The 26,674-nt window shown below is 50.5% G+C and carries 22 protein-coding genes and 2 pseudogenes; 12 read left to right on the forward strand and 12 right to left on the reverse strand.

Annotated elements, in window-relative coordinates:
- Positions 1–51 precede the first annotated feature (51 nt).
- The 9 genes from flgJ to flgB form a co-directional block, all read right to left on the reverse strand.
- Positions 52–996: a flagellar assembly peptidoglycan hydrolase FlgJ gene (flgJ, locus tag DSM2777_RS22485; protein WP_061555195.1), complete on the reverse strand. Its 945-nt coding sequence runs from the start codon at positions 994–996 to the stop codon at positions 52–54.
- Entirely contained in the window at positions 996–2,117 is a 1,122-nt protein-coding gene (locus DSM2777_RS22490; protein WP_046459387.1) for a flagellar basal body P-ring protein FlgI, read from the reverse strand. The genes flgJ and DSM2777_RS22490 overlap by 1 nt, the downstream gene beginning before the upstream one ends.
- Positions 2,118–2,126: 9 nt before the next feature.
- Entirely contained in the window at positions 2,127–2,834 is a 708-nt protein-coding gene (locus tag DSM2777_RS22495; protein ID WP_046459386.1) for a flagellar basal body L-ring protein FlgH, read from the reverse strand.
- Positions 2,835–2,912: 78 nt separating this feature from the next.
- Positions 2,913–3,695, reverse strand: a complete 783-nt coding sequence (gene flgG, locus DSM2777_RS22500; RefSeq protein WP_046459385.1) for a flagellar basal-body rod protein FlgG — start codon at positions 3,693–3,695, stop codon at positions 2,913–2,915.
- A 21-nt stretch (positions 3,696–3,716) separates the two neighbouring features.
- Positions 3,717–4,460 carry a flagellar basal body rod protein FlgF gene (locus DSM2777_RS22505; protein ID WP_046459384.1) on the reverse strand — a complete coding sequence of 248 codons (744 nt, stop codon included), beginning with the start codon at positions 4,458–4,460 and terminating at the stop codon, positions 3,717–3,719.
- Positions 4,461–4,472: 12 nt separating this feature from the next.
- Positions 4,473–5,699, reverse strand: coding sequence for a flagellar hook protein FlgE (gene flgE, locus DSM2777_RS22510; protein WP_046459383.1), 1,227 nt, complete (start codon positions 5,697–5,699; stop codon positions 4,473–4,475).
- A gap of 34 nt (positions 5,700–5,733) precedes the next feature.
- The gene (locus tag DSM2777_RS22515; RefSeq protein WP_061555196.1) at positions 5,734–6,417 is read right to left on the reverse strand and encodes a flagellar hook assembly protein FlgD; all 684 of its coding nucleotides are present in this window, start codon (positions 6,415–6,417) and stop codon (positions 5,734–5,736) included.
- A gap of 11 nt (positions 6,418–6,428) precedes the next feature.
- Positions 6,429–6,833: a flagellar basal body rod protein FlgC gene (flgC, locus tag DSM2777_RS22520; protein WP_046459381.1), complete on the reverse strand. Its 405-nt coding sequence runs from the start codon at positions 6,831–6,833 to the stop codon at positions 6,429–6,431.
- An 8-nt stretch (positions 6,834–6,841) separates the two neighbouring features.
- Positions 6,842–7,255: a flagellar basal body rod protein FlgB gene (gene flgB / locus DSM2777_RS22525; protein ID WP_046459380.1), complete on the reverse strand. Its 414-nt coding sequence runs from the start codon at positions 7,253–7,255 to the stop codon at positions 6,842–6,844.
- A gap of 280 nt (positions 7,256–7,535) precedes the next feature.
- Here flgB and flgA point away from each other — a divergent pair, with 280 nt between their 5' ends.
- The 10 genes and pseudogenes from flgA (at position 7,536) to DSM2777_RS22570 (ending at position 21,164) form a co-directional block, all read left to right on the forward strand.
- Entirely contained in the window at positions 7,536–8,234 is a 699-nt protein-coding gene (gene flgA / locus DSM2777_RS22530) for a flagellar basal body P-ring formation chaperone FlgA (protein ID WP_061555197.1), read from the forward strand.
- Between the two features lie 85 nt (positions 8,235–8,319).
- The gene (flgM, locus tag DSM2777_RS22535; protein WP_052958449.1) at positions 8,320–8,604 is read left to right on the forward strand and encodes a flagellar biosynthesis anti-sigma factor FlgM; all 285 of its coding nucleotides are present in this window, start codon (positions 8,320–8,322) and stop codon (positions 8,602–8,604) included.
- A 23-nt stretch (positions 8,605–8,627) separates the two neighbouring features.
- Complete coding sequence (locus tag DSM2777_RS22540) at positions 8,628–9,071, forward strand: flagella synthesis protein FlgN (protein WP_046459378.1); 444 nt, start codon at positions 8,628–8,630, stop codon at positions 9,069–9,071.
- A gap of 308 nt (positions 9,072–9,379) precedes the next feature.
- Positions 9,380–10,726: an SrfA family protein gene (locus DSM2777_RS22545; RefSeq protein WP_061555198.1), complete on the forward strand. Its 1,347-nt coding sequence runs from the start codon at positions 9,380–9,382 to the stop codon at positions 10,724–10,726.
- Between the two features lie 2 nt (positions 10,727–10,728).
- Positions 10,729–13,695 (forward strand): virulence factor SrfB, encoded by a 2,967-nt coding sequence (locus DSM2777_RS22550; protein WP_061555199.1) that lies wholly within the window; start codon positions 10,729–10,731, stop codon positions 13,693–13,695.
- Positions 13,692–15,830, forward strand: coding sequence for a virulence factor SrfC family protein (locus DSM2777_RS22555; RefSeq protein WP_061555200.1), 2,139 nt, complete (start codon positions 13,692–13,694; stop codon positions 15,828–15,830). The genes DSM2777_RS22550 and DSM2777_RS22555 overlap by 4 nt, the downstream gene beginning before the upstream one ends.
- Positions 15,831–15,982: 152 nt before the next feature.
- Positions 15,983–17,524, forward strand: a pseudogene (locus tag DSM2777_RS22560) (methyl-accepting chemotaxis protein); the annotation flags it as partial.
- A gap of 204 nt (positions 17,525–17,728) precedes the next feature.
- Entirely contained in the window at positions 17,729–18,661 is a 933-nt protein-coding gene (locus DSM2777_RS22565) for an HNH endonuclease (protein WP_061555202.1), read from the forward strand.
- 21 nt (positions 18,662–18,682) lie between these two features.
- Positions 18,683–18,831 (forward strand): annotated as a pseudogene (locus DSM2777_RS25210) (IS3 family transposase); the annotation flags it as partial.
- A 311-nt stretch (positions 18,832–19,142) separates the two neighbouring features.
- Entirely contained in the window at positions 19,143–21,164 is a 2,022-nt protein-coding gene (locus tag DSM2777_RS22570; protein WP_061555203.1) for an oxidoreductase, read from the forward strand.
- Between the two features lie 66 nt (positions 21,165–21,230).
- Here the strand turns inward: DSM2777_RS22570 and DSM2777_RS22575 are convergent, their stop codons facing one another.
- Positions 21,231–21,635 carry a YgiW/YdeI family stress tolerance OB fold protein gene (locus tag DSM2777_RS22575; protein WP_061555204.1) on the reverse strand — a complete coding sequence of 135 codons (405 nt, stop codon included), beginning with the start codon at positions 21,633–21,635 and terminating at the stop codon, positions 21,231–21,233.
- A gap of 228 nt (positions 21,636–21,863) precedes the next feature.
- Here DSM2777_RS22575 and qseB point away from each other — a divergent pair, with 228 nt between their 5' ends.
- Entirely contained in the window at positions 21,864–22,526 is a 663-nt protein-coding gene (qseB, locus tag DSM2777_RS22580) for a quorum sensing response regulator transcription factor QseB (RefSeq protein ID WP_046359402.1), read from the forward strand.
- Positions 22,523–23,878 carry a quorum sensing histidine kinase QseC gene (gene qseC, locus DSM2777_RS22585; RefSeq protein WP_046459372.1) on the forward strand — a complete coding sequence of 452 codons (1,356 nt, stop codon included), beginning with the start codon at positions 22,523–22,525 and terminating at the stop codon, positions 23,876–23,878. Before qseB ends, qseC begins: the two co-directional genes overlap by 4 nt.
- 199 nt (positions 23,879–24,077) lie before the next feature.
- Here the strand turns inward: qseC and DSM2777_RS22590 are convergent, their stop codons facing one another.
- Both DSM2777_RS22590 and rlmG read right to left on the reverse strand, forming a co-directional pair.
- Entirely contained in the window at positions 24,078–25,241 is a 1,164-nt protein-coding gene (locus DSM2777_RS22590) for a pyridoxal phosphate-dependent aminotransferase (RefSeq protein ID WP_061555205.1), read from the reverse strand.
- Positions 25,242–25,394: 153 nt separating this feature from the next.
- Positions 25,395–26,561, reverse strand: a complete 1,167-nt coding sequence (gene rlmG / locus DSM2777_RS22595) for a 23S rRNA (guanine(1835)-N(2))-methyltransferase RlmG (RefSeq protein ID WP_061555206.1) — start codon at positions 26,559–26,561, stop codon at positions 25,395–25,397.
- Positions 26,562–26,674: the final 113 nt, after the last annotated feature.

Consider the following 26,674-nt stretch of genomic DNA (forward strand, 5'->3'; position numbering starts at 1 on the left):
CATCTTATGTAAGATATATCGGCATGAGAAAAATAAACTGAAACGCGCGATCTAAAATAATGACGATATATCACCTTTATATGCGCTTAATGCATTATTAACATTTAATTTAATTTGTTTAATAACTGATATTAATTTGTTTGCATACTGTGGATCAGTTGCGTACCCTCCGCGCTGTAGCTCGCGCGCGCCACTTTCCGCCGATGATGCATTAGCAACATTTCCGTAACGAGGGTTATTTGTAAGTAATGATGCATAATCTGATAAAGCGTCAGAATAGGATTCATATACACGGAATGAAGCTTTAACTTTTTGCTTGATACCGTTTATATATTCCGTGGTGGTTATTTCTGTAGTTTTACCTTTCCAATTCCCCGTGGCTTTAATACCAAACAGGTTATGGCTCGGTTTGCCTTCTTTCGTCAGAATCTCTTGCTCACCCCAACCGGATTCCAGCGCCGCCAGAGCAATAATAAGCTGATGTGGTACACCGCTTTTTTGAGACGCGTCCATGGCAGGTGCCAACATGCGTGAAATAAAGTCGCGACTGCTGCCACCTAATCCGGCTTCTCGGGCAGTTTGCTGGTTGACGATATCGTCGGCGTTTAAGCGCTGTGGAATGCGCTTAAACGATGCGGTATCCAGTGATAGAGGAACCTGCGCGGTTCTCGTCGTGGCATGTGTATTTTCCACTTCGCCACCCATCTGTTTCACCATCATGTCGGCCAGCCCCAGACTGCCGCGATCGGCCATATTCTGCGCAATCTGCTGATCGTACATGGAGGTGAACATCTCGGACTGCTGGCTATTAAACAACCCGTCTTTGAAGGAGGCATTGCGCATGCTTTTCAACATCATCTGCACGAAAAGCCCTTCCATTTGTTTCGCCGCCGCCTTTAATCCCTGCTGGGGATCTTCTTTTGCGGTGCGCTTCAGCGCATCGAGGTTGCGGATATCAAACGCCGCGCCCTGCGTTAAAACAGAATTGCTGTTCATCAGTTGGTCTCTAATTTAGCACGCAGGCAACCTGCGCTTTTCATCGACTGCAAAATGGACATCAGGTCGTTTGGTGTGGCTCCTAGGCTGTTAAGAGCACGTACCACGTTGTTCAGATCGGCACTGGTATTCACACGTTGCAGCGCGCCGTTTTGTTCACGCAGTGAAATTTCCGTATTCGGAACCACCACGGTTTGCCCACCGGCAAGCGGGGTATCAGGCTGGCTAACGGCGTTATTCCGCGCCACTTCAACGGTCAAGTCACCCTGTGCGATAGCACAAGCTTCAAGCGTGACATGGCGGTTCATCACCACAGAGCCGGTACGGGAGTTAACGATGACTCGCGCTTCCATCGGGCCTGGGCGAATCGGTAAATTCTGGATGTTGGCCAAGAAACGCACTTTCGCCGCACTGTCTGCTGGAGCAAAGAGTTTGATCACGCGCGCATCTTCCGCCATGGCGGTACCGCCGCCAAAATTACGGTTAATTTCATCGCTGATTTGCTGTGCGAGGGCGAAATCACCGTCGTTAAGCTGCAAATACAGACGCGTCTGCCCGGCAAAGTTCACCGGTACTTCACGCTCAATAATGGCGCCACCGCTGATACGGGCACCATTCAGTTGGTTAACCTGTACACTGCTTCCGCCCGATGATGCCCCTGCACCAGACACCAGCAGGTTGCCTTGTGCTAGGGCATAAATCTGGCTATCCACGCCTTTCAGCGGCGTCATCAGCAGCGTGCCCCCACGCAGACTTTTGGCGTTACCCATTGAGGAAACCACCACGTCAATTTTTTCACCTGAGCGAGAAAAAGGCGGCAGTTCTGCCGTGACCATCACCGCGGCCACGTTTTTAAGCTGCATGTTGGTACCTGACGGAACGGTGATCCCCAACTGGGAGAGCATGTTATTCAGGCTCTGGGTGGTGAACGGTGTTTGCATCGTCTGGTCACCCGTGCCATCCAACCCGACGACCAGGCCGTAACCCATCAGTGCATTGCTACGCACCCCCTGAACCGACGTCAGATCGCGAATACGTTCAGCATGAGCCACCCGCTGCGGAGAAAAAATCAGCCCGATACAAAGCAGGCTGAGGCAGAACGTGAACAAGGTAGTTTTCATATTGGCTGACTAAAAAGGAGAAAGATTAAGGAACAGACGCTGTAACCAACCCATCTGCTGCGCTTCATTAATGTAGCCATTGCCAACATATTCAATGCGGGCATCGGAGACCTGCGTCGAGATCACCGTATTACTGCCGCTGATGGTGCGTGGGTTCACAACCCCGGAGAAACGAATAAATTCCGTTCCCTGATTAATGGCAATTTGCTTCTCGCCAACCACGCTGAGGTTGCCGTTTTCCAGCACCTGCTTCACCGTCACAGTTATCGTGCCGCTAAAGGTGTTTTGCGCTGCCGCCCCACCTTTACCGGTGAAATCGTTTTTCCCGTTGATGGCGGTATTCGCTTTATCGCCACCAAACCATTTGTTCATCATGCTGGGCATGGCTTCAAAGGTCAGGCCGGTTGAGCCACTGCGCCCGGCATTAGCCGACGAGCTTTTGCTGGCACTGACGTTTTCCTGCAACACAATCGTCAGCGTGTCACCGATATTGCGCGGACGACGGTCTTCAAACATTGGCTGATAGCCGTAGTTCATCGCCTGCCCGCTTTGAAATACCGATCCATTGACGATTGCAGGTGCAACCGGCGCTGGGCTGGCGGTGGTATGTCCTTCCACTAAAGGTTTGTGCGGAATATAGGCACAGCCCGCTAGGGGTAATACAAGTAGAAGCCGAATCCATAAGGTCTTCGTCCGGCCGGTCTGCGGCTTGGTCATAACGGAAAAGGGATACTTTTTCATTTCATTCACTGCGGTAAGGCAGATGCCGTTCCCAAAAAAGGAACGGCAGTACCGTTATAACTGCATCAAGCGCTGCAACATCTGATCGGATGTTGAAACGGCTTTAGAGTTGATTTCGTAGGCGCGCTGCGTCTGGATCATATTGACCAGTTCTTCAGCGACATTCACATTGGAGGTTTCGACATAGCCCTGCGTCAGGCTACCGGCTCCGTTCAACCCTGGCGTCGATTCGTTTGGCGCACCAGAAGCCTGAGTTTCGCGGTACAGGTTTTCACCAATACTTTCCAACCCCGAATCATTCATAAACGTTGCCAGTGTGAGCTGCCCGACCTGCTGCGGGGCGGTTTGCCCAACAATGCTCACGCTAACCAGACCATCTTTGCCCACCGTCAGCGTATTCGCATCCTGAGGGATGGTAATCGCCGGTTGAATCGGATAGCCGCTGGCTGTTACCAACTGGCCGTTCTGATCAAACTGGAAAGAACCATCACGCGTATAGGCAGTAGAACCATCTGGAAGCTGCACCTGAAAGAAGCCGCTACCGTCAATCGCCACATCTTTACTGTTGTTGGTCTGCGTCAGGCTACCCTGACTGTGGATGCGCTCGGTGGCGACCGGACGCACACCCGTACCAAGCTGTAAACCGGACGGGATCGTGGTTTGCTCGGAAGATTGCGCCCCGGGCTGGCGGATCGTCTGGTAGAGCAAATCTTCAAACACCGCACGCTGGCGTTTAAAACCATTCGTGCTGACGTTAGCCAGGTTGTTTGAAATCACATCCATATTGGTTTGCTGTGCTTCAAGACCTGTTTTGGCAATCCATAAAGAACGGATCATAAGAATTTCCTTGTTACGGCGTTAGGAGATACTCAGCAGCTGATTAGCATTCTTCGCATTGTCGTCAACGGCGCTGATTACCTTCATTTGCATATCGAAACTGCGGGCGGTGGAAATCATGTCAACCATAGACTTCACCGGGCTAACGTTGCTGCTTTCAATAGCACCGGGCACCAGTTTCATTTCCAGATCAGCAGGCAGTGGCTGCCCGTTCTGCGCTGTCGTATGAAAAAAGCCATCGTCGCCATTGCGCAGCGTCTGAATCGGCGCGTTAACCATTTTCAGTCGCCCAACCTGTGCCAGTGCAGTCGGTTCATCTCCGGCACCGAGCACGGTAATAGAACCGTCTGGCGCAATGGTGACTTCCGACTGTGGTGGTACGGTCAGCGGGCCGCCGTCACCGAGCAGTGGAAAACCACGCACTCGGAGCTGCCCTTCGTTATCCACTTCGATATTACCGTCGCGGGTGTAGGCTTCAGAACCATCGGCCAGCGATACCGCCAACCAGCCATCCTGCGGTAACGCCACGTCGAGGTTGCGTCCGGACTGGTTAATCGCGCCCATGGTGTTGTCATGATATGGCGTGGATTCCGTCACCAGCGTGCGGGTCGGAACAGACGGGCCGTTAACCGGCACCGCGCGATAGGCCATCAGCTGAGCACGAAACCCAGGGGTTGACGCATTAGCCAGATTGTTCGCGGTAACCGCCTGCCGATTAAGGGCAGCACCTGCTGCCCCCATTGCGGTATAAATTGCACGATCCATAGAGGCCTGCTATTAACCGAGGTTGGTGACAATCTGAAGAAGCTCAGACTGCGTTTTGATAGTTTGCGAGTTGGACTGATAGTTACGCTGGTAGACGATCATGTTGACCATCTCCTGACTCAGATCCACGTTCGACGCTTCCAGACGGTTACCGAACAGCGTACCTAGGTTACCGGTGCCAGAAATGCCGTTAACCGGCTGCCCGGAAGCAGGCGTCTCGGACCAGGCGTTATTCCCTTCGGACGTCAGGCCAGCGGGGTTCGCAAAGTTGCTCAGAACAACCTGACCCAGCGTTTGCTTCTGGCCGTTGCTGTAGTTAGCAATAATTTCGCCGCTATCACCGACAACATAGCCGTTCACAGCGCCTGGCGGATAACCTGTGGTGCTTGGGCTATTCATCGCGGTATCGGTCGCCTGCTGGGTCATACCATCCATATCGATATCAAAGTCCAACGCATTGCCACCACTGTAAGGGGAGCCCTGCACGTTGATCTTCGCCGGAGTGGTGGTCAACTGACCGGAGGCGTCAAATTCGATGTTTTGCTGCTGGTACACCGTATCTCCATTGGCATCCAACTTCGGTGCCGTGGTATCGCTGGAGTACACTGTCCACTTGTTATCTGCCGTCTTCACGTAGTAGACGTTAACCGTGTGCTTGTTGCCTAAGCTGTCGTAGGCATCTACCTGCGTCACGGAGTTGTAGCTTTTGCTGTTTGATGGATCGAACGGGTTAGCGGTGGTATCAATCACTTCGCTACCGGAGTCTAGGTTACCGTTCATCGTGCCGCTGTCAGATGCCTTCGCGGGCATCTGAGTGCTTGGAACCTGAATCGGCCCAATGGCTGCGCCCGGCTGAATCGCTGGCGGAGTACCGGTTGCCTGATAGCCGGTCAGGTACATGCCCTGTGCGTTGGTAATAAAACCATCGGCATCTTTATTAAACTGCCCGTTACGGCTATAAAAAACGCTGCCGGCTTCATTCACCAGACGGAAGAACCCATCGCCGCTGATCCCCATATCCAGAGCGCTGTTGCCCTGACCCAGCACACCACCGGTGAAGTTCTGGCTAACGCCAGACACCTGCACACCCATACCAATCTGCGATCCGGCAAAAACATCGGCAAACGAAACGCTGCCCGATTTAAAACCGACGGTCTGGGAGTTGGCAATGTTGTTACCGACGACGTCCAGCGCCTGAGCAGCGGCGTTTAATCCGCTAAGTCCTTGTGAAAAACCCATGACTAATGTTCCTGAAAGCTAAAATTAAAAGCAATTATTCAACGAGATAGACTTCGCCCAGCGTCGCTGTTCCATTGAGTCCCAGCTGCAGCAGAGCTCCTGTTGGGGTAAACGACACGCTTTCTACCGTCGATTTTTTCAACGAGACAATTTCTGGCGTGTCGCCATCGGCGTTGCTGGCGGAGTAAGACACTTTGAATGTCTCGTCTGCGATAGTGCTCGGATCGGCTGGCTGGAAATTAGTTAAATCATCAAGATTGAACTGGTGTACGCCCGCCTTCACATCTTTCATCTCAGCGGTATACACGTTGCCCTGCGCATCCGTGAGAATGACGCTGACAGTGTCGGCATCATTGTTAATGGAAAACGCACCTTCGCAGTTTCCACCATCAGCGGTGGACATCGTTGTGTCACCTTCTGTCAGCACCTTATGGCCAACCCACTGGGTTGCATTCATCTGCTGCATACTGGTGACCAGCATGCCCAATGAATTCACGCTGCCGTTGAGCTGCTGAACCCCGGCCGCCGTCTGGAATTGCGTCAGCTGAGACGTCAGCTGGTTGTTATCCATCGGGTTAGTCGGATCTTGGTTCTGCATCTGGGCTACAAGAAGATTCATGAAGTTATTCATCAAATCATCAACGTTGTCCCCAAGGCTGTTACTGCCACTGCTGGTTCGGGCTACATTGTTGTCGTTCATTACCGCGGAAACGGCCATGTCACTCTTCCTTATTGACCCAGGGTCAGTGTTTTGAGCATCAGCGTTTTCGCGCTGTTCATCACTTCCACATTCGCCTGGTAGCTACGTGAGGCAGAGATGGAGTTCACCATTTCACTGACCACATCCACGTTCGGCATCCGCACGTAACCTTTATCGTCCGCCAGAGGATTCCCTGGCTCATAGACCATGCGATCTGGCGCGCTGCTTTCCACGACGTCAGTGACCTTAACGCCACCAATTTGTTGACCTGCCGCAGCGTTAACTTGGAAAACAACTTGCTTTGCACGGTAGGGATTTCCATCTGGGCCAACCGCCGTATCGGCGTTAGCCATATTACTGGCGGCGACGTTCAATCTTTTGGACTGAGCCGCCATAGCGGAACCGGAAATATCTAGAATACTGAATAGAGACATATCAATAATTAACCCTGACTGATGACACTCATCATGCCTTTAATTTCGGAGCCAAGCATCGTCAGGCTGGATTGATACTTGATATTGTTATCGATGAAACTCACACGCTCACGATCCATATCGACGGTATTACCATCGGCACTCGGTTGATCGGGAATGCGATATAATATTTGCTGATTATTCATCGCAGGTGCACTTGCGGGAATGTGACTGCCAGCCGTCAACGTTAAAGACAATGGTCCTGTCGCCATTTTTCCTTTATCCATTGATTCTTTTAACTGCTGAGAAAAATCAATATCACGAGCTAAATAGCCAGGCGTGTCAGCATTAGCGATATTCGAAGCTAAAATATCCTGCCGCTTAGTCAGCAAATTTAAAGCTTGCTGCTGAAAGCGCATCGAATTATCGAGTTTATCAAGCATGTTTTTACTGACCTCTGCTAGGTAAGATAAGAATAGTCACCTGCACATATTAAAATAGAACAGGTCAATTCTATACTGCAAAAACCGAACAGAAATCGTTGCTTTTAAAACCTTAAAAAACACTGACAAAAAAATTTGTTTTTATCTCCTAATATGGCGTCAAAAGTAACGCCATTTAAGATAATGAAAATGCCACTTCCTCGAATATACTTATATATTCATATAGCGAGATTAAGAAATTTAATTTACTCACGATAGTTAATAGAAGGCCAGAATTATCATGCCAGGGTTACCCCGTCTGTTAAGCAGCTTCGTTCTTGTGCTGTTATACGGCAAGTTATTCTTAATTCCTAATGCTGCGCACGCTGAATCCAATAAATTAGCCAGTAAGATTACTGAGTTATTAAACAAAGATTCAGACAGCAAGGTGACACGCAGCGTAACGATTCTGACCCCCGCCAATCAGCTGGCGGAAATGTGTAGCGATCCCATACTTTCTGTTTCCGGCAACGATGCACGCTTAACCGGTAACCGTAGCGTGATTGCGCAGTGTGACAGCAATAAAAAGTTTATTCAGATTAAAATCGAGGCCGAAGGAACATGGTGGGTGACAAACCGTGCCCTGAAACCTGGCACGCCTATTCAGGCGGACGACCTTAAGCAAAGGAGCGGCTCAATGGCACGCCTCCCAGCCGGTGTCATACTGAATAAAGACGACATTGTAGGCCAAGTCGCCAAAGGCATGATCGGCGCTAATCAGCCTTTTGTGGAGAGTAAGCTACGAAAACGCTGGACGATAGTTGCCGGGCAAAATGTGGAGTTATTGGCCCCTGGCCCCGGTTTTAATATCCGTTCTCGGGGCAAAGCCATCGACAATGCAGCACAGGGTGACACCCTACGCGTGAAAACAAATCTGGGTCAAATTGTCTCGGGAAAAGCCGTTTCAGAAGGGAAAGTCAGTATTTTCATTAAAGATTGAGGCAAATTGCTTTAGTTTTTTCAAATATCACCGATTCATAGTTCTATATGCAGTAGCGACTTGATTCAACATTGACGAGGGAATTATGAGCATAAACCGAGCACAACCTATTTCACCCAGTAATGCTCAGCATGACCTAGCAGTACGCCCAAGAACCCAAAGCGTAAGCACCAGTTCCGCTCCCAGCGACGAGGTCATAGGTATCCAAGTGAGTATTCTCAAGCAGACAACAGCCATTCAGAACGATACCACTAAAGACATCAACGTGGAGAGACTGGCTAATATCAAAGCAGCGATGGATGCCGGAGAACTACATATCGATACCGATAAAATTGCGCATGCCTTGCTGCAAGATATGCTTAACTTTTAATAAAAAATTACCGAATTATAATAATGGATAACTTACGCTCAACTTTAGTCAAAATGCTCGAATCTATTGGGACACTTGAATCAATTCTTGCGGAAGAAATGAGCCAGTTAGGTCGCCCGCAGATTAATCCAGTGTCACTACAGATTATTTCTGATACTAAAAGCCGATTGCTCTCAACTCTCGGCTATTATGATGAAATTCGAACCAAAGAAGAGCGTCGTCTTGGTCTTGTCGCTCCCTACGAAGGGCACGCCGCATTTTCCCGGACATGGAAAAGTATTATCGAACGAGTCGCCAGTTCTAATGCATTAAATGAGCATATTGCGACGTTGCTTAATATGCATTTGAAAAAGAATAATGACTTAAAGAAAATGATGAATCAGGTGGGTGGCATAAGTGCAACCTACGGTCAGGATGGAACATCTCGAGATGCTGCATCAGGTAAAATCTACAATATCAGTATTTAGTTCATTGTCTGTTGCCTTTTATGTGACAAAGGCATTTGAGCTTCTTTTTTCTCTCTTCGGAAGGGAAGCTCATTTTTTTTACCTACCGCCCTTAATTGCTACTACGCCAGCAACATTATTTTTATTAATGCAACAAGATTAACAAATTAACTGCAATTTAATCTGCGGTCATTTTTTATTGCATTAAAAGCCGACACTTCCATCTTCTTTTTACCCATTTCCTTAAACACTTTTTCACCCTGAAAGCCGCTAAAATAGTCAGCAATTAGCATATGGTGAAATAAACCAGACGGATAAAGGTTAAAGAATTGGCAAAGATATTATTGCGCAGCGGTTATTCCGGTGACTTCCTCGCGCTGGGCGAAAATGGACAGTCTATTTTTGATTCCGCACGGCAAATACGTGAAACGCTACGATTAAGAAAACAGCAGATGCTGGCGGACTGTCTGGCTATCCCCCAATCCAATGATGCAGAGGATAAAGTCGACTGGTACGCGCCGTATTCCGGTACCGTGACGCCCTGGTCTATGGCCAGCGAATTACAACGCACGCAGGCCCTGCGCTATCTGGATAACTGCCTGCTAACGGCCTCAGAAATGAGTCAGCGTAGCCTGAAGTCAGAAAAAAGCGCCGAACAGCTGTTTGGCATCCTGCTTCAGAACGCGATCCGCTTTCCGGGCAGCCAGCATGTGTACCTCGTTGATGATAAACCGGTACTCACCTTCTGGGGTTTTTCCGATCTCAACGCATCGCCCGAACAGCACGCATTATCCTGCCTATATGCAAGCATGGCGCCCGAACCGGTTCCCGTTGCGCCACCGGTATTGCCTGAGCCCGTCCCGGAATATGAACCCATTCAGGTTGATGACCCAGAACCGGTGGTTGTCACACTGAGCACCCCGGATAAACCGTTATTAACGCCAGAGGTTGCCCCGTCAGTTGTGCCGGAAATCGACGAACCGCCTGCACCGCGCACTCGTTCCTGGCGCAAAAAAATTCTGAGCGTGCTGGCTCTCGCGGTGGTTCTCGCCGGACTGCTGGCGTGGCCATGGCTTTCATCTCACTTTAAGCCTGCCGCCGAACCGGTTGCCGCGCCACCGGCCAAAATGGTCAAACCGCCCGTCGTCGCAAAGCCGATTGCGCCTCCGGTGATTACCCCTGCTAAGCCAGTAGAACCGCCAGTGGTTGCAAAGCCGCCTGTAGTCACAGAAACACCGCCAGCACCGACTCAGCCAGTAAAAGTCGTGGAGCCAGAGCCCGAAGTTCCACCAATCGATGCGCTGGTATTACATAGCGAAGCCGTGAAATTAGGCACCACTGAGTTTCTGGATGGTATCTGGCGAGTCTCGCTGGAAGCCAATGACGCGATCGCCAACCTTCCGAGCAGTATGCGTTACCAGATCAGCAAAAATGAGGGTCAGGCACGGCTGGTGATGAAAGATAACCGAGTCTGTCGTGGCGACATTTATTCTGGGCTGATGCAATCCGGCAATCTGATGATTAAACCCCGTTCCCGAGCAAAATGCGCCGACGGTAGCCGCGTTCGTATCCCAGAAATCGTTTGTTCGCAGGCACTTACCGGTGCAGCACAGTGTTCTGCCCTCTATGAGAATGACATTACGATCTCCGCTAAGTTTAAACGAGTGAGGTACTAACCATGCAGGCCAACCTTATCGGCTATAAAGCCAATATCACTCTGATTAAAAATAGCGGCGTGCAGTTTCTGGATTTCGGTCTGGCAACACGCACGGGCAACAGCGGTAGTTTTGTTCGTCAAAGCGCCAACGGCCCGCTGCTCCGTCTGGACTACGATGAAAATCTGGCAAAGTTTACCCTGCCGGGTGAAAACGGCGGTATGCCGGAGATTGTTCGCCCGGAAGCCACGATCACGCTTGAGCAGTCTCTGGCAGCCCTAGATACCCTCTGGCTCCCGCTACCTTTTCTGCGAGTGAATGCGCGACAGGTCTTTTCCGGCGGGCCGGATAACTGGGCTCGTGTGCAGGTTCAGCGCCTGCCAACGCCTGATTCACTGGGAAATACAGTGCGTCTTACTCTGGCCTTCGACACCAAAATCGTGGCAGATGACGCATCTTCCACGCCCCTTGCACCGACGTTTTCCGACGTGCGCAACGGAGCCCGTTTCGCTCTGGCATGGCGTAACCACGAAGTAGCCGAATTTCTGGATCAGACTTGGGTAGATGGCTGGCTGCGTGATGTTTTTGTCGAGTACGCCACCCGCCATGAACAACGCAGTGAACGGGAAATAGCACTCGCCCTGAAATTGTTTGAGTATCAGGCGCACTACCTGAACCTTCTGGAAATGCTCAGCACACACCTTCAGGTGCCAGAGATCCAGATAGTCACCGAGACGCTCCAGTCTCCGGCCATTGCCGTGGATCTGGTGATGGACGTCGGCAACAGCCACACCTGCGGCGTGCTGACTGAAGATCACGGGGCCGGAAATGAAGGCTTACGCCAAAGTACCGAACTGCATATCCGTTCATTATCACGCCCACAGGAATTCAGCGAAGCCCTGTTCTCCAGCCGTCTGGAATTCAGCGAAGCGCGCTTCGGGAAACACCACTTTTCGGTAGAAAGCGGCCGTGAAGATGCTTTCACGTGGCCTTCTATCGTGCGCGTGGGCGAAGAAGCACTCACTCTGGCTCAGCAACATCAGGGCACGGAAGGCAGCAGCGGCCTCTCCAGCCCCCGCCGCTATTTGTGGGATGACTCGCCGGTTAATCAGGCATGGCGCTTCAGCCAGCCGCGCGGAAAAAGCCAGCGCGAACCCCGTGCCATGGCGCTTCCATTAACACATCTGATGAACGATGAGGGCCAGCCGCTCTTTAGCTTGCCTATGGACGAACGTCTACCGGTCTTTACCCCACACTACAGCCGCAGCAGCTTGATGACCTTAATGCTGTGCGAATTGCTAGCACAGGCGCTGTCACAGATAAACAGCGCCAGCCACCGACAAAATATGGGCCACCACAATGCCCCGCGTCAGTTGCGTAATATTATCCTCACCCTGCCTTCCGCTATGCCAAAACAGGAACGGGAAATATTCCGCCAGCGCATGGAAGAGGCGATTGGGTTGGTGTGGAAATCGATGGGCTGGCATCCGCAGGATGAAGCCTTCTACGAAATGCGCAGTGAAGAGTTCAGTACCGTTCCGGTACCTAAAGTTCAGATGGAGTGGGATGAAGCCACCTGCGGTCAACTGGTCTGGTTGTACAACGAAGCGCTGATTAATTATGCCGGGCAAAGCGGCGTATTTTTCCAGAACCTAGCGCGTCCGGACCGCCAGCTCGCCCTAGACGAACCGACGGGTACCACGTTGCGTGTCGCATCAATAGATATCGGTGGTGGCACCACGGATATGGCTATCGTGCAATATCAACTGGACGGGGGGATCGGCAGTAACGTCAAGTTCAAGCCACATCTGCTGTTCCGCGAAGGTTTCAAAGTGGCCGGCGATGACATTTTGCTGGATGTGATCCAGCAGTGGGTGCTGCCATGTCTGGAAAAAGCCTTGCTGACAAACGGCCTGACGGACGCGAAAAGCGTCATGATGCAGCTATTCGGGGAAGGCAACCAGAATGAAAATGAAAACATTCTGCGCCAGCAAGCCACTCTGCAAATACTGATCCCCGCGGCTCAGGCTATTCTGGCCTTCTGGGAAAAAAGTAACCCACAAGATGAGAGTCGCCAGTTTGAAGCCAAACTGGATGAGCTCCTGCCACAGCGCCCCACTCTTCCGGTGATACGTTATCTCGATCAGGCAATTCAGCCGCGACTTCCTTCAGATAATCAGGCATTCAGTTTGCTGGATGTGACGCTGCGGGTGAATATGGCCAGCCTTGAAGAGGCGATGCTGAGTGGTCGCTTTACGCTTACCGCCCCGCTCAAGGCGCTCAGTGACGTGGTGAATCATTATTGCTGTGATGTGCTGTTGATGACCGGTCGTCCAACCGGTTTACCCGGCGTACAGGCGCTCTTGCGCTATCTGCAAGCCGTACCCGCTAACCGTATTGTCTGGCTGCATAACTACCCGGTTCACGAACGCTTCCCACTGGGGCACGATGGCTATCTGAGCAGCCCGAAATCAACTGCCGCGCTGGGCGCAATGCTGTGCAGCCTAGCGCTGGATTTACGCCTGCCCGGGTTTAACTTTAATGCGGCAGATATTCAGGCCTACTCCACCATACGCCATCTCGGCATTCTGGACGGGAGTAATATCCTCCGTGACGAAAACGTCTGGTATCACGATCTGTGTCTCGACGATACGACGCGCAAACTGGACACCCAGCTCTATTTCCCGCTGCGCGGCAACGCCTGCCTTGGCTTCCGCCAACTGGCCGATGTTCACTGGCCTGCCTCACCTTTGTATCTGGTACAGATTACATCTCCGGAACTGGCGAAAGCCATCGCGGGTGATGGCGTCCTCTCCGTTCGCCTGCAATATGACACGCAAAACGGCGGCTTCGCCATCGTTGCAGCCCAAATGCAGGATGGCTCACCGGTATCCCTCGACCAAATTAGTCTGAAACTCAACACCCTTGCAGACAGCTATCGCGGGGTCACTCACTACTGGATAGACAGCGGGAGCGTATACCCTAAATGAAACCGTTTTCGACAACGATCCGCGAACTGGAAGAGTGGATTCAGAGTAACCGCAGCCACTCTTCAACCCTGCAAAACGAGGCCAACAGCCTGTTAGGCAGACTGGCTCAGTTTGCTGCACGCCAGCAGAAAATCGATGCATTGGCTCACGCTCCCTTAACGCTGGGGCTGTATAGTGCCTCCGTGGCGGGGAAAGCTCATTTGCTACGGACACTGCTGGCTCAGGGGCTTGACCACATCACCGTGCAGCTCGGGGATAAATCGCTAAACTATCTGCGGCATATCAATCCCCCTACGGCACTAACTGCCCTCGCGGTACGCCTGACATCGACCCTCCCTCCAGAGGTAGAAAACTACCCGCTGCTGCTTAATATGTTGTCTGAAGACCAGCTGGCGATCCCTCTGGTGCAGCGCTACCACGCCCGCGGCGAGCCACGTCTGCTGTCTGAAAGTGCGATGTATAAAAAACTGAGCACCTTACAAAAGCAGCGCCAGAAGCAGCTAGTGCCGGGAATGAGCCGGGAACAATTCGCTGCCATTGCCCACAGCTATCAGCAGCAGGTACACAGCGAGCATTACCCAGACGATGACCTGCTGTGGCAGATGACTGAACTAGCTCCGTGGCTAACGGTAAACGATCGCGCCACGTTGCTGGCCCTGTTCTGGGGCGAAGAGCCAACCCTGACGCAAGACTGGCTGGAGCAGGCACAGGTTTTACATTTATTGGGAGGTGCAGAGCAAGTTCTGGCCCCTGCCAGCCTGATCGTTGATAAATTTCTGCTTCCTGCTGAGGGTTTTCTTGTTCTGCCGGAACAGGCTCACACGGCCGAAAACATCGATGTGATTGTCTGCACGCTGCGTGACGGAAAGCCACTGACACATGTCAATGTGGCTCAGCAGTCTCTTCGTCGAGTCTGTGCGGAAGTCGTGCTCACGTTAAGCGCCACCACAAATCTGGGTGAGATTGATATCGTCGACATCCCACGCCATGAGCAAGACCGTTATACCGCAACGCTTCAGCCCGATATTCTGATGGTCTGTAATGCGGTTGAGTCCTCGTTGGAAGTCGTGCCGGTCGCCAGCACGCTAAACCGCTGGCTGGAACAAACCCAAAGCGAAGCCGATGAAGGGCTACCGCGTTTGATTTGGGCCATTACGCCTTATGATCCGCGTTTTACCCAAAAAACGATTCTGGATAATGACGTACAGCATTTGCTCACCCAAGCAGGTAAAAAATGGGGGACGCTACAGGCGCTGGAAAGTCACAGTATGCATCGGTTACAGGAATGGCTTGCCAGTGCGATCAGCCCCACTAACCGCCGTGTTCGCCATCAGGCTTTGCAGAACCGTCTCAGCCAAGACGTGCAAGCTCAGTTCGCCCATATTCGTACTGCCAGTGGTCAGGCGCAAACGCCTGCACAAGAAGCTGAAACGCTGATCCGCACCCTGCAATCTCAGGCCGCACGTCAGGGAGAGTTGTTGGATCAGCTCACGCTGCCACGCGAAATGATCCGTCAGTGTTGGCAGCGTTGCGAACAACAGCATCGTCCACTACCGATGCTGTCGGCCTTTGAGATTGACCTTTTTGCTGTCGAAAAAGATCCGGTGCCAACAGCCATTGATGAAAATAACTTTTCTCGCCAGCTACATAAGCGCTGGATTAATTATTTGCGTCAGCTCGGCTATCGCAAACATATTGCCGCGCAGCTTGGCCTGTCAGCGCAGGAAATTCAGGCGTTGTGCGAGTTGCTCATTGATACCAGTTACCGGATTGATCTGGGCAGTGAACTGGAAAAGGCACTACAGCATCGCGACAGTCATTCATCATTAATGCCAACGTGCGCCGGTAATATCCTTAACGACTTCATCGGTTGGCTCGGCTATCAAAACGTACCACAAGAAAATCGCCCACCCAGCAGGATAAATAAAGGTCAGGCTATTTTTTCCCCACCGCATCAGGCTAATGCCGCCATGCGCCTGACACAGCTTGGCGAGCGTCAGGCTCAGGGTAATGCCAGTTATTTATATGACTGGCTGGTGGCGCTTTACGTCCGAGCCATAGAAAACTCGCAGGACTCACAATGGGATATTGGCGAAGATCAACGGGGAAATTTAGTGTGCATCTTAAAGCAATAAGAAAAATATGAGAGCGAGGTCTTAATCTGGTTCAGATTTTATTGTCCACGGATAATGTTATTAAATTTATCCATCAATAATACATTATTTTGCCAAATGTTTTTCTTGCCTCAGCCGATAGTAAATATAGACAACTAAAGGAATTAGATATTATGTTTCGCAACGTCAAAATTGTTACCAGTTTAGCTATTGTATTGGGGTTATTTAGTTTATTGCAGCTCACATCCGCTGGGCTGTTCTTTAAATCACTAAATACGGATAAGGATAATCTGACCGAGCTTAATTCAGTTCGCGAAGAGCAGTCCAAACTAGACTCCTCTTGGACTGCATTATTGCAGGCACGAAATGATGTCACTCTTGCCGCGCATTACTACTCAAGAAAAGATCTTGAACCGGAGATGGCCGCTTACCTCAAACAATCATTGATAAAAACCAGCGACTCGCTGAAAGAGGTGAAAAAGAGCTGGAGCGAGTATCAGAGTACTCAAGCAGCAGGCTCGAATAAGGAAATTTTAGCCGCTTATACCGCATACTATAATGCACTTTCTGATATGTTGAACTATATCAAAACGAATAATATGACTGCCGTATATGCACAGGATACGCAATCCTATCAGGATAAGTTTTTTGATACCTATGCGCGTATCTCTGCAAAGAATAATGATTTTTATAGCGAAGCGCTTTCTGACAGTCAGCAATCATTTAGTGAAGCAACCTGGCTCACCGCCGCATCACTGATTATTGCTCTGTCGATCGCGGTTGTCGTTTGGCAAGGTACGAAAGTCACACTGATTAATCCACTGAACAGACTGATCGAAGAAATTCGTTTAATTGCTGACGGCGATCTCGTCCATAAAATTGATGTTGAAGGACGTAACGAAATGGGTCTGCTTGCCGAGTCCCTGCGTCATATGCAGGAAGCACTGGCACGCACCGTCGGGAATGTTCGTTCCGGCGCAGAAGCTATTTTTAGTGGCGCAAGCGAAATTTCAGTCGGCAGTACCGACCTTTCTTCCCGCACCGAGCAGCAGGCTGCTTCACTGGAGCAAACGGCAGCAAGCATGGAAGAACTGACCGCAACCGTGAAACAGAACGCTGAGAATGCGTCACAAGCTAGTCAGCTCGCGCTAAGTGCCTCTGACGTTGCCCGTCACGGCGGAAAAGTGGTGGATAACGTTGTTAACACCATGACAGAAATTGCCAGCAGTTCGCAGAAGATTGCTGACATCACCAATGTTATTGACGGCATTGCTTTCCAGACCAATATTCTAGCGCTGAACGCGGCAGTCGAAGCGGCACGCGCCGGTGAACAAGGCCGTGGTTTCGCCGTCGTGGCCAGTGAAGTGCGCAATCTGGCACAACGCAGTGCACAGGCGGCACGAGAAATTAAGCAGTTGATTGATGAGTCAGTCAGCAAAGTCGATACCGGCTCCACACTGGTTGAAAGCGCAGGGGAAACAATGGGTGACATTGTGAAAGCAGTATCCCGCGTAACGGACATCATGAGCGAAATTGCGTCTGCATCAGACGAGCAGAGCCGCGGCATCGACCAGATTGGCCTCGCAGTAACCGAAATGGATCGCGTGACTCAGCAAAACTCCGGTTTGGTGCAGGAATCCGCTGCCGCAGCCACGGCACTGGAAGAACAGGCCAGCCGCCTGAGCGAAGCTGTTGCCGTGTTCCGTATTAATCATCGAAGCGGAGCTGCTGCGTAAGAATTCAAAAAGATATAAAATGATTAAGGATCGGTGTGAAAACACGGACCCTTATTTTTTATATTGAGACTCTATCCGCGGAAAGAACGCATCGAGCTGAAACCGTCCACCCGGTTATTAGCTGCATGATTTTCGTTCGAGGGAGATAATGCTATTTCATGCGGAATTAAAAAAGGATATTTAATGAACACCGCCACAGCGATCCATAAAAATATAGGCTATGAGATCATGCAACACTTGCATGAGAACTTCACTGGCTCACATTTATATGACATTAATGACAAAGGTTGTTATCAACAATTAAAATTAGAGAATGGTTGTTCAATTCATTTTACAAAATGGCGATACGGAGGCATGCCTTTTTACATCGTGCTATTCAACAATAAAGGTAAATACATTTTCGAGCTGGATCTATCAATGATTGTTTGTAGTGATGATGTTTATGACTGGTATCTTAAATCTCCACAGAACAAAACAACCTTTAATGTCGTGAATGAAATGTTATCTGGCATCATAAAACTGCCTGATGAATATACTTTGTCAGTAAAAAAGTTAAAAGAAACGCTGTCATCCGGCGTAAACACGCCCAGAAATGGGTTTGATTTTTTATCCAATGCATCATGGAATACACTCACGACACGACTACTAACGTTAGTTACTTCGGTATTTGATGGTCATGGATTGCCAAAATTAAACGTAAATCCCCCTTGTACTACGCATAATGAAGCAAACAATGACAGTAATGAGTATGAAGCACAACGCAGGCGTATAAGAAAAGGGCAAGCGGCATTAAAGCAAAAACTCCTTGAGGTTTATGATGCTAAATGCTGCGTGACAGGGTGTGATATTTTAGAGATTCTGGAAGCGGCACACATTATGAGCCATGCTGAAAGCGGAATTAACCATTCTGAAAACGCCCTTCTGCTAAGAGCTGACATCCATATTCTTTTCGACAGACATTTATTGAAGATATCACCTAAAGCGTTAAAAATAACTTTAGATAAATCACTCAAAAATACAGAGTACTGGAGTTTAAACGGGAATCGCTTACGGAAAAGAAATGATAACAAAAAACCCTCGTTTGAATACTTAGACAGCCGCTGGAGCAACGTATAACTCGCCAGTGCTTTATTAGTTTCTGCGCCCCCCATCTTTCCAGAACACCAGCGCATCCGTGAGTTGGAAAAGCAGGTTCGCCGTCTGGATGAACAGAATAGGACATTAAGAAAGGCTAGCGCGCTCTTGATGTCCGACTCGCTGAACGGTTCACGATAGCTGCCAGACTGGGTATTCAGAAACATAAATAACTTTATAACCAAAGTGGAATAGATACTTTGTCGCATAACAAAACTGAAAACATTGATAAAAAATGGGCTTGTTGCCGATTAGGTTAGATGCTTTTGTAAACAGTACCCCCAGAAAATCCCCCTTCATTATCCAAACTAAGTCACGCTTCTCAGCTTTCTACCAGCACAATGTTGCGGTAAATCACAGTTCATTAACATATTACTTTCAAAGCCCCGCAGAGAGACTAGATTTAAGAAACTCATCCGACCAGAAACTGCTGCTTCAGCCTGTGCTAACAAGGAAAGCCCGAATGAATCAATACTCTCATCTGCTCGCACCATTAGATCTCGGGTTTACTACCTTAAAAAATCGCGTCCTGATGGGATCGATGCATACGGGGTTAGAAGAACATCCTGACGGCAGCAGACGTTTGGCAGAATTTTACGCGGAGCGCGCTCGGGCCGGTGTTGGGCTCATTGTGACGGGAGGCATTGCGCCAAATCAGCATGGCGTGGTGCATGCTGGCGCTTCCGTATTGGATCACGAAAACCAGATCCCGCATCATAAAATCATTACCAGCGCGGTACATCAGGCCGGTGGGAAAATCGCGCTGCAAATTCTGCATACGGGGCGCTACAGCTATCAACCGCAGCCTCACGCGCCCTCTGCGATACAGGCCCCTATCAACCCTTATCCGCCGATAGAAATGACCGAAGATATGATTCAGCAAACGCTGTCTGACTTCGCCCAGTGTGCGCGTTTGGCGCAGCACGCTGGGTACGACGGCGTTGAAATCATGGGCTCTGAAGGCTATTTGATTAACCAGTTTCTTGCCGCCAGAACCAACCAGCGCGACGACGATTGGGGCGGCGATTTCATGCGCCGCATGCGTTTTGCCGTGGAGTGTGTGCGCCGCGTGCGCGCCGCCGTTGGGCAAGAGTTCATCATCATTTATCGTCTATCGATGCTGGATCTGGTTGAGGAAGGCTCTGATTTGAAAGAGATTGAACAGCTGGCGATTCAGGTGGAACATGCCGGTGCGACGCTTATCAATACCGGTATTGGCTGGCATGAGGCGCGCATTCCTACCATCGCAACCATGGTGCCACGCGCAGGATTTAGCTGGGTTACACGTCGTTTGATGGGCAAGGTTTCCATCCCTCTCATCACCACCAATAGAATTAATCACCCCGACGTTGCCGAGGCCGTGCTGGCGGACGGATGCGCCGATATGGTGTCTATGGCGCGACCATTTTTGGCCGATCCGGCATTTGTGCAAAAAACGGCTAGCGGTCGCGTCGATGAAATCAATGTATGTATTGGCTGTAATCAGGCCTGTCTTGATCAAATTTTTGAGCACAAACTCACATCCTGTCTGGTCAACCCACGCGCATGTCATGAAACCGAGCTCGTGCTGACCACCGCAGAAAAACCTAAACGCCTAGCCGTGGTGGGCGCTGGCCCCGCAGGTTTAGCGTTTGCGACCACCGCGGCACAGCGAGGCCATCACGTCACGCTGTTTGAGGCAGACAATCAGATTGGTGGTCAATTTAATATCGCCAAGCAGATCCCCGGCAAAGAAGAGTTTCATGAAACGCTACGCTATTTTAAGCGCTTGTTGATTATCCATAATATTCAACAGCGGCTAGGCCAACGCGTTGAGGCTCAAGATCTGGCTGAATTCGATGAAGTTATTTTGGCGACGGGAATTATCCCGCGCTATTTAGATTTACCCGGTAGCGATATGCCCCACGTCCTGAGCTATGCACAGGTTTTACGTGACAAACTTCCGGTTGGGAAACGCGTGGCCATTATTGGCGCTGGCGGTATTGGTTTTGATACCGCCGAATATCTCAGCCAGTACGGTCAGTCTACCAGCCTAAACAGCGTCGCCTTTGCCGAAGAATGGGGCATCGATCTACAGTTAAAACAGCGTGGAGGGTTAGCCGCAGGCGGAATGCATTCCCCGCATAGCCCACGCAAAATCTATTTACTGCAGCGTAAAACCAGCAAAGTGGGCGAAGGTCTTGGAAAAACAACCGGATGGATACATCGTGCCAGTTTGCAAAAACGCGGCGTGACGATGATAAACGGCGCCCATTATCATCATATTGATGAGCAAGGCCTGCATCTGATGCGCGATGGACAGATTGAATGTCTACCGGTAGACAACATCGTTATTTGTGCGGGGCAAGAATCGCAGCAGGCGTTGCTGGCGCCATTACAGAAGATGGGTAAAACCGTGCATTTGATTGGCGGCGCAGATGTCGCACGCGAGCTCGATGCACGGCGTGCGATAGACCAAGGAACCCGACTCGCGCTGGCAATTTAAACGCATCTATTCGTCATCCTCACTTCCGCGAGGATGACGAATGCCAAGTACCTTGGAATTTGAATCTTATTTCACTTTAGTGATCTGTTTGACGTCCAACTCAACCGAGTTCCAGTCTTTATCGATTTTCCCCTGCAATTCCACGGTATCTTTCGGGGTGATGGTCTGCCCATTCCAACGCTTATGGTCGATATCTACGTTCATGGTGCCGGTAGCATCACGGAAAGTGTAGTGCTCACCACCAATACGCTGCTCGATGTTCCCGCGTAGGGTAACCCAAGTATCATCGCTCATGGTTTTGGCTTTCTCGACCGTCATCGCGCCGGCATTTGGGCCATTGAATCCACCGGCAGCTTGCGTCTGCATCGTTTGAACTGCGGGAGCATTCGGGTCAGAAAAACCACCGTTTTGCGCTAAAACAGGAGCACTGCAAACGGCAAGAATGACGACTAGAGCGGCTACTTTTTTCATTATTTTTCTCTCTCTTAATGGGATTAATGTCAGCATCAACAGTTAGCTGTTTTTGCTCTTCGGAATGCATTACACCAAAGAGTTCTTAACAAGATCTTAAGCTCGTAGTTTAACCAACTTTATTTTTTAAAACTGCCTACGGTGCTGGATCCGCACGGTATTACGCTGTACAAAGCCCTTGCCAAATAGTTAGATAAAACCATACAGCACAGCATAAAGGACGCAGTTATGCGGGTATTACTCATTGAAGATGACAAACTGATCGGCGACGGCATTAAAGCCGGTTTGATTAAAATGGGGTTCAGCGTGGACTGGTTCACCGAAGGGAAACAGGGGCTCAGCGCGTTGGATTCTGCTCCCTACGACGCCGTCGTGCTCGACCTTAGCCTACCCGGCATGGATGGACTCGATATTCTGCGCACGTGGCGTCAAAACGGCCATGATGAGCCGGTGCTGATTCTCACCGCTCGCGATGCGCTAGAACAGCGCGTGGCCGGTTTGCAACAAGGGGCTGATGACTATCTATGTAAGCCATTTGCGCTGATTGAAGTTGCCGCACGTTTGCAGGCGCTCATCCGCCGCCGTCATGGGCAGGTGCAAACAACGTTGAATCACGGATCAGTCTCACTCGATCCCATCAATCTTACCGTGACCTATAACGACGAACCGATATACCTGAAACCAAAAGAGTTTGCGTTGCTGGAGCTGTTATTGCGCAATGAAGGCCGCGTGCTGCCTCGCCCGTTGATCGAAGAGAAAATTTATAACTGGGACGATGATGTATCCAGCAATGCCATCGAGGTGCATATCCATCATTTGCGGAAAAAATTCGGCAGTAGCTTTATCCGCACCGTCCATGGCATCGGTTATACGCTAGGAGAAGCGTCATGAAGGCGCTAACGCTTAGCCTTAGGCTGCGGCTCATTTTAGGTTTCATTGTGCTCATCGTTATTACGTGGGTTTGCGCCAGCGCATTAGCGTGGAATCAAACCCGCGACACCGTCGATGAGCTATTTGATACCCAGCAAATGCTATTCGCCAAGCGTCTAACCGCGCTTAATATTGACGATCTGGCGGTTAAAAGCCCTCAACTACCGCGTAGTAAAAAAATGGTGCGCCATAGCCACGGCGACTTAGATGACGACGCGCTGGCCTTCGCTATTTTTACCGTAGAGGGGAAAATGGTGTTGAACGATGGCGATAACGGCCCCGATTTACAGTATCACTATCGACGCGACGGCTTTACCGAAGGAACGCTACAAGATGATAAAGATCTCTGGCGTTTAGTATGGCTAACCACGCCTGATGGGAAGTATCGCGTGGTGGTTGGTCAAGAATGGGACTATCGCCAAGAGATGGCCATCGACATTGTGAAGGCTCAGCTTTTACCGTGGTTAATCGCATTGCCGATCATGGTGTTACTGCTGATTTGGCTCGTCACTCGTGAATTAGCCCCAATGAAAAGGTTAGCCAAACGCCTGTATCAGCGTCGCCCCGATGACGAAACGCCGCTCCCGCTGGACGCGATTCCTAGCGAAGTAAAACCGCTGGTTGAGGCGCTTAACAGCCTCTTCACCCGTACCGGAGATATGCTGGTGCGCGAACGTCGTTTTACCTCCGATGCAGCACATGAGCTGCGCAGCCCACTCGCGGCGCTCAAGGTACAAACCGAAGTCGCACAGCTCGCGCAAGACGATACCGAAATGCGCGAGCATGCATTAACCAACCTCACGGAAGGCATAGAACGCGCAACTCGTCTTGTGGATCAGTTACTGACGCTTTCGCGGCTGGATTCGCTGTCTGGCTTGGACGATGTGCAAGATATTGCTCTGCAAGACGTTCTACAAACCGGCGTAATGGACCATTACCACAAAGCAAGAACCAGCGGCGTAGAACTGATGCTGGATATTCGCCAAACGCCACCGCCTCGGCGGGCACAGCCGCTTTTACTCGCCTTGCTGGTGCGTAATCTATTGGATAATGCCATTCGGTACAGCCCACGCGGCAGCACCGTCAAAATTACCTTAGATGCCCACAGTTTTAGCGTGGAAGACAACGGCCCCGGCGTTAGCCCTGAATATTTAAAACGCATCGGCGAGCGCTTCTTCCGTCCACCAGGGCAAGAAAAAACCGGCAGCGGTTTAGGCCTTTCTATCGTGCAACGCATCGCCACACTGCACGGCATGACCACGCATTTTAGCGATGGGGAAAATGGGGGATTTAGGGTGGAAGTCAGATGGTAACGAGAACGATGTAAGACCCCCTCCCAGCCTCCCCCTTCATAAGGGGGAGGAGCATACGGTATTCCACGCCATCGCCAGCCTGCACATACCAAAGCAAAGGTTGATGGCAATTTATCTAGCAACACCGTTCAGCCCCCTCCCCTGCGAGGGGGAGGGCCGGGGTGGGGGCAGATCTCCGAAGGGAGGCATTAAGCGATACTTACACCCACCCTTTCGCACTAAACGATTTCAGCACGCTGACAAACACCTGCATTTCCTGCGGGGTGCCTAAGGTTAGGCGATTCCAACCCACCGCCGGTGGAAATTCACGGCCAACGTAGATATTTTGCTGCTTCATACGATCTTGATAGGTTTTCACATCGCCGTTCACTTTATGGAAGATAAAGTTGGCCTGCGACGGTACATATTCTAAATTCAGTTCATCAAGCATCGATGTCACGATCTGGCGCGACAGATCGATTGATTTGCGACTCATGGCCACAAAGGTTTTGTCTTTCAATGAGGCCAACGCCGCTACCGCTCCGGCGGTATTGGTGTTATCCAATGAGACAAAGTTTTCCACCTGAGCAATGACTTCAGGTGCCGCGATACCATAACCAATACGTAACCCCGCCAAAGCGAAGATTTTGGAAAAGGTACGGGTCACGATCAGGTTTTTTTGCCCGCTTTGTACCAGACCGATAGCGCTTTTAAACGCCGGATCGTTAACAAACTCGGCATAGGCCTCATCGACAATAAAGAATGTGTCAGCTGGCGCACTTTTTATCCAGCTATCCATAGTAGCGGCTGGCGTAATCGTCGCGGTTGGGTTGTTTGGATTGCACAGGTAGACAATAGATTTACCCGCAAAGCCTGCTGCTTTTGCCTGCATAGTCGCCAGATCAAACTCAAGTTTCGCGTTCAGCGGTACTTTGACAATTTCAGCACCCAGCGGCTTGGCGTAAAGCTCCGCATAGTTAAAAGTCGGATCGGGCACGATCACCTGCACTTTTTTCTGCTGCTGTTGAGCCTGCAAAACAATCGCCTGAACCGCGGCTTGGATCGTCTCCGATGAGCCATTGCCCAAAGTAATATTTTCACTCTTCAGGCCAAAATGTGCCGCGATCTGTTCAATCAGCTCGGCGCGTGCCGCATCAGGGTAACGAAAGGCGGTCGGCAAACAGTCCACAACCGCTTGTTTGGCCTGCGCAGACATCCCCAATGAGTTTTCATTGAAATTTAATAACAGCGGATTTTTTTCAGTCGGAAACGAAATAACGGCAGCGTTTGCCGGAGTGGCCGCCTGCGCGCGATTAATCAAACCGCTGAGCGTTAACCCACCGAGAATAGCACCTGAAGATTTAAGAAGAGTACGACGATCCATGGCAAAGTCCCTGTCAGCAACATTATTTATTTTAAGAAGCGTTATTTTGACCAGCCGGAAACGGCTGTAGGACTGAGCATAACCGAGAAAAAGTGCATAACACAATATATTATGCACTTTTTGTGATTATAAATTCAAATATAGCGAATTTAATTAACGACGCGGTGGGAGTTTAGTCGCTTTTAAAACCACAAATTTTTTGTTGGTTTCAATGGTGGTGCAGTTGCCAAACAAACGTTTCAGTTTGTGGAAGTAATCCAGATGACGGTTGCCCACGATATACAGCGTACCGTGAATTTTCAGGCAACGTTTCGCCCCGACGAACATATCCCACGCCACCTGATCGGTAATGGAATGCTGCTGATGGAACGGAGGATTACACAGCACCGCGTTTAGGCTGCCGCCGTCTACGCCAGAGAAACCGTTACCCACGCGGAACGCACAGCGATCCATATCCTGCGGACGGTTAACTTCGACGTTCATCTGCGCTGAGGCAACGGCCATGTATGACTCATCACAAAACAGCATATCAGCGTTTGGATTCAGCTCGAGTGCCTTCAGGCCAATAACGCCGTTACCGCAGCCCAGATCCGCAATCGAACCTTCGATATCTTTCGGCAGATGCTCAAGGAAGAAACGAGCGCCGATATCTAAGTTGCTACGGGAGAAGACCGATGCATGGTTATGCATCTGGTAAGGCTCGTCAGTGCCGCAAAGGTCCAGAGGCCAAACGGTTGTTGGCTGCGCAGGCGCGGGGCTACGTTCGGCCACTTGGCAGTGGATCAAACGGGCTTTTTTCCATGCCAACGAAGTATGGGTATCACCCAGAATAGTTTCGAACAGCTGTAGCGTTGAGGTGTGAATATCACGCGCTTTTGCCGCCGCAACAATCACGGTATCTGGCGCAACCACTTCACGCAGCGCACGCAGCTGGTGCTCCAACAATGCCAACGCTTTTGGCACTTTAATTAGTACCAACGCAGGCGCCTGCGGCAGGGGCGCAAGGCTATCAAGCAAGGTGATCGTGTCGTCATCCATGCCGTTCAGGCCAAGATTATGACGCGTTGCCAACTGGCTCACATAAGAGTCACTCACGCTGTATAACCGCTGACCATGCAGCGCACAAGCCAACGCGCCAAAGGCGTCGTTGAACACAATCACCGGACGACCTTCTGCCTGCGACAGATCGAAACTCTGCAACAGATATTCATCGGCGGCTTCCCACGCCTGAAGCGTTGGATCATCAGACTGCTGTGGGTAGCGTTCTAGCTCAAGGCCATTTTCTTCAAAAAAACCGGAGATCGGTTCGAGTTGGCTCATCGCCCCTCCAAAATCTATCCGCTTGATTAAGCGGAAGAATAAAATAAATTATCGTGCAGATGTGACGGTCTTCACCGCCCGAGCACCGTGCTCAAGAATTGTTATGTCACGCG

Source organism: Obesumbacterium proteus, from assembly GCF_001586165.1.
GTDB lineage: Bacteria > Pseudomonadota > Gammaproteobacteria > Enterobacterales > Enterobacteriaceae > Hafnia > Hafnia protea.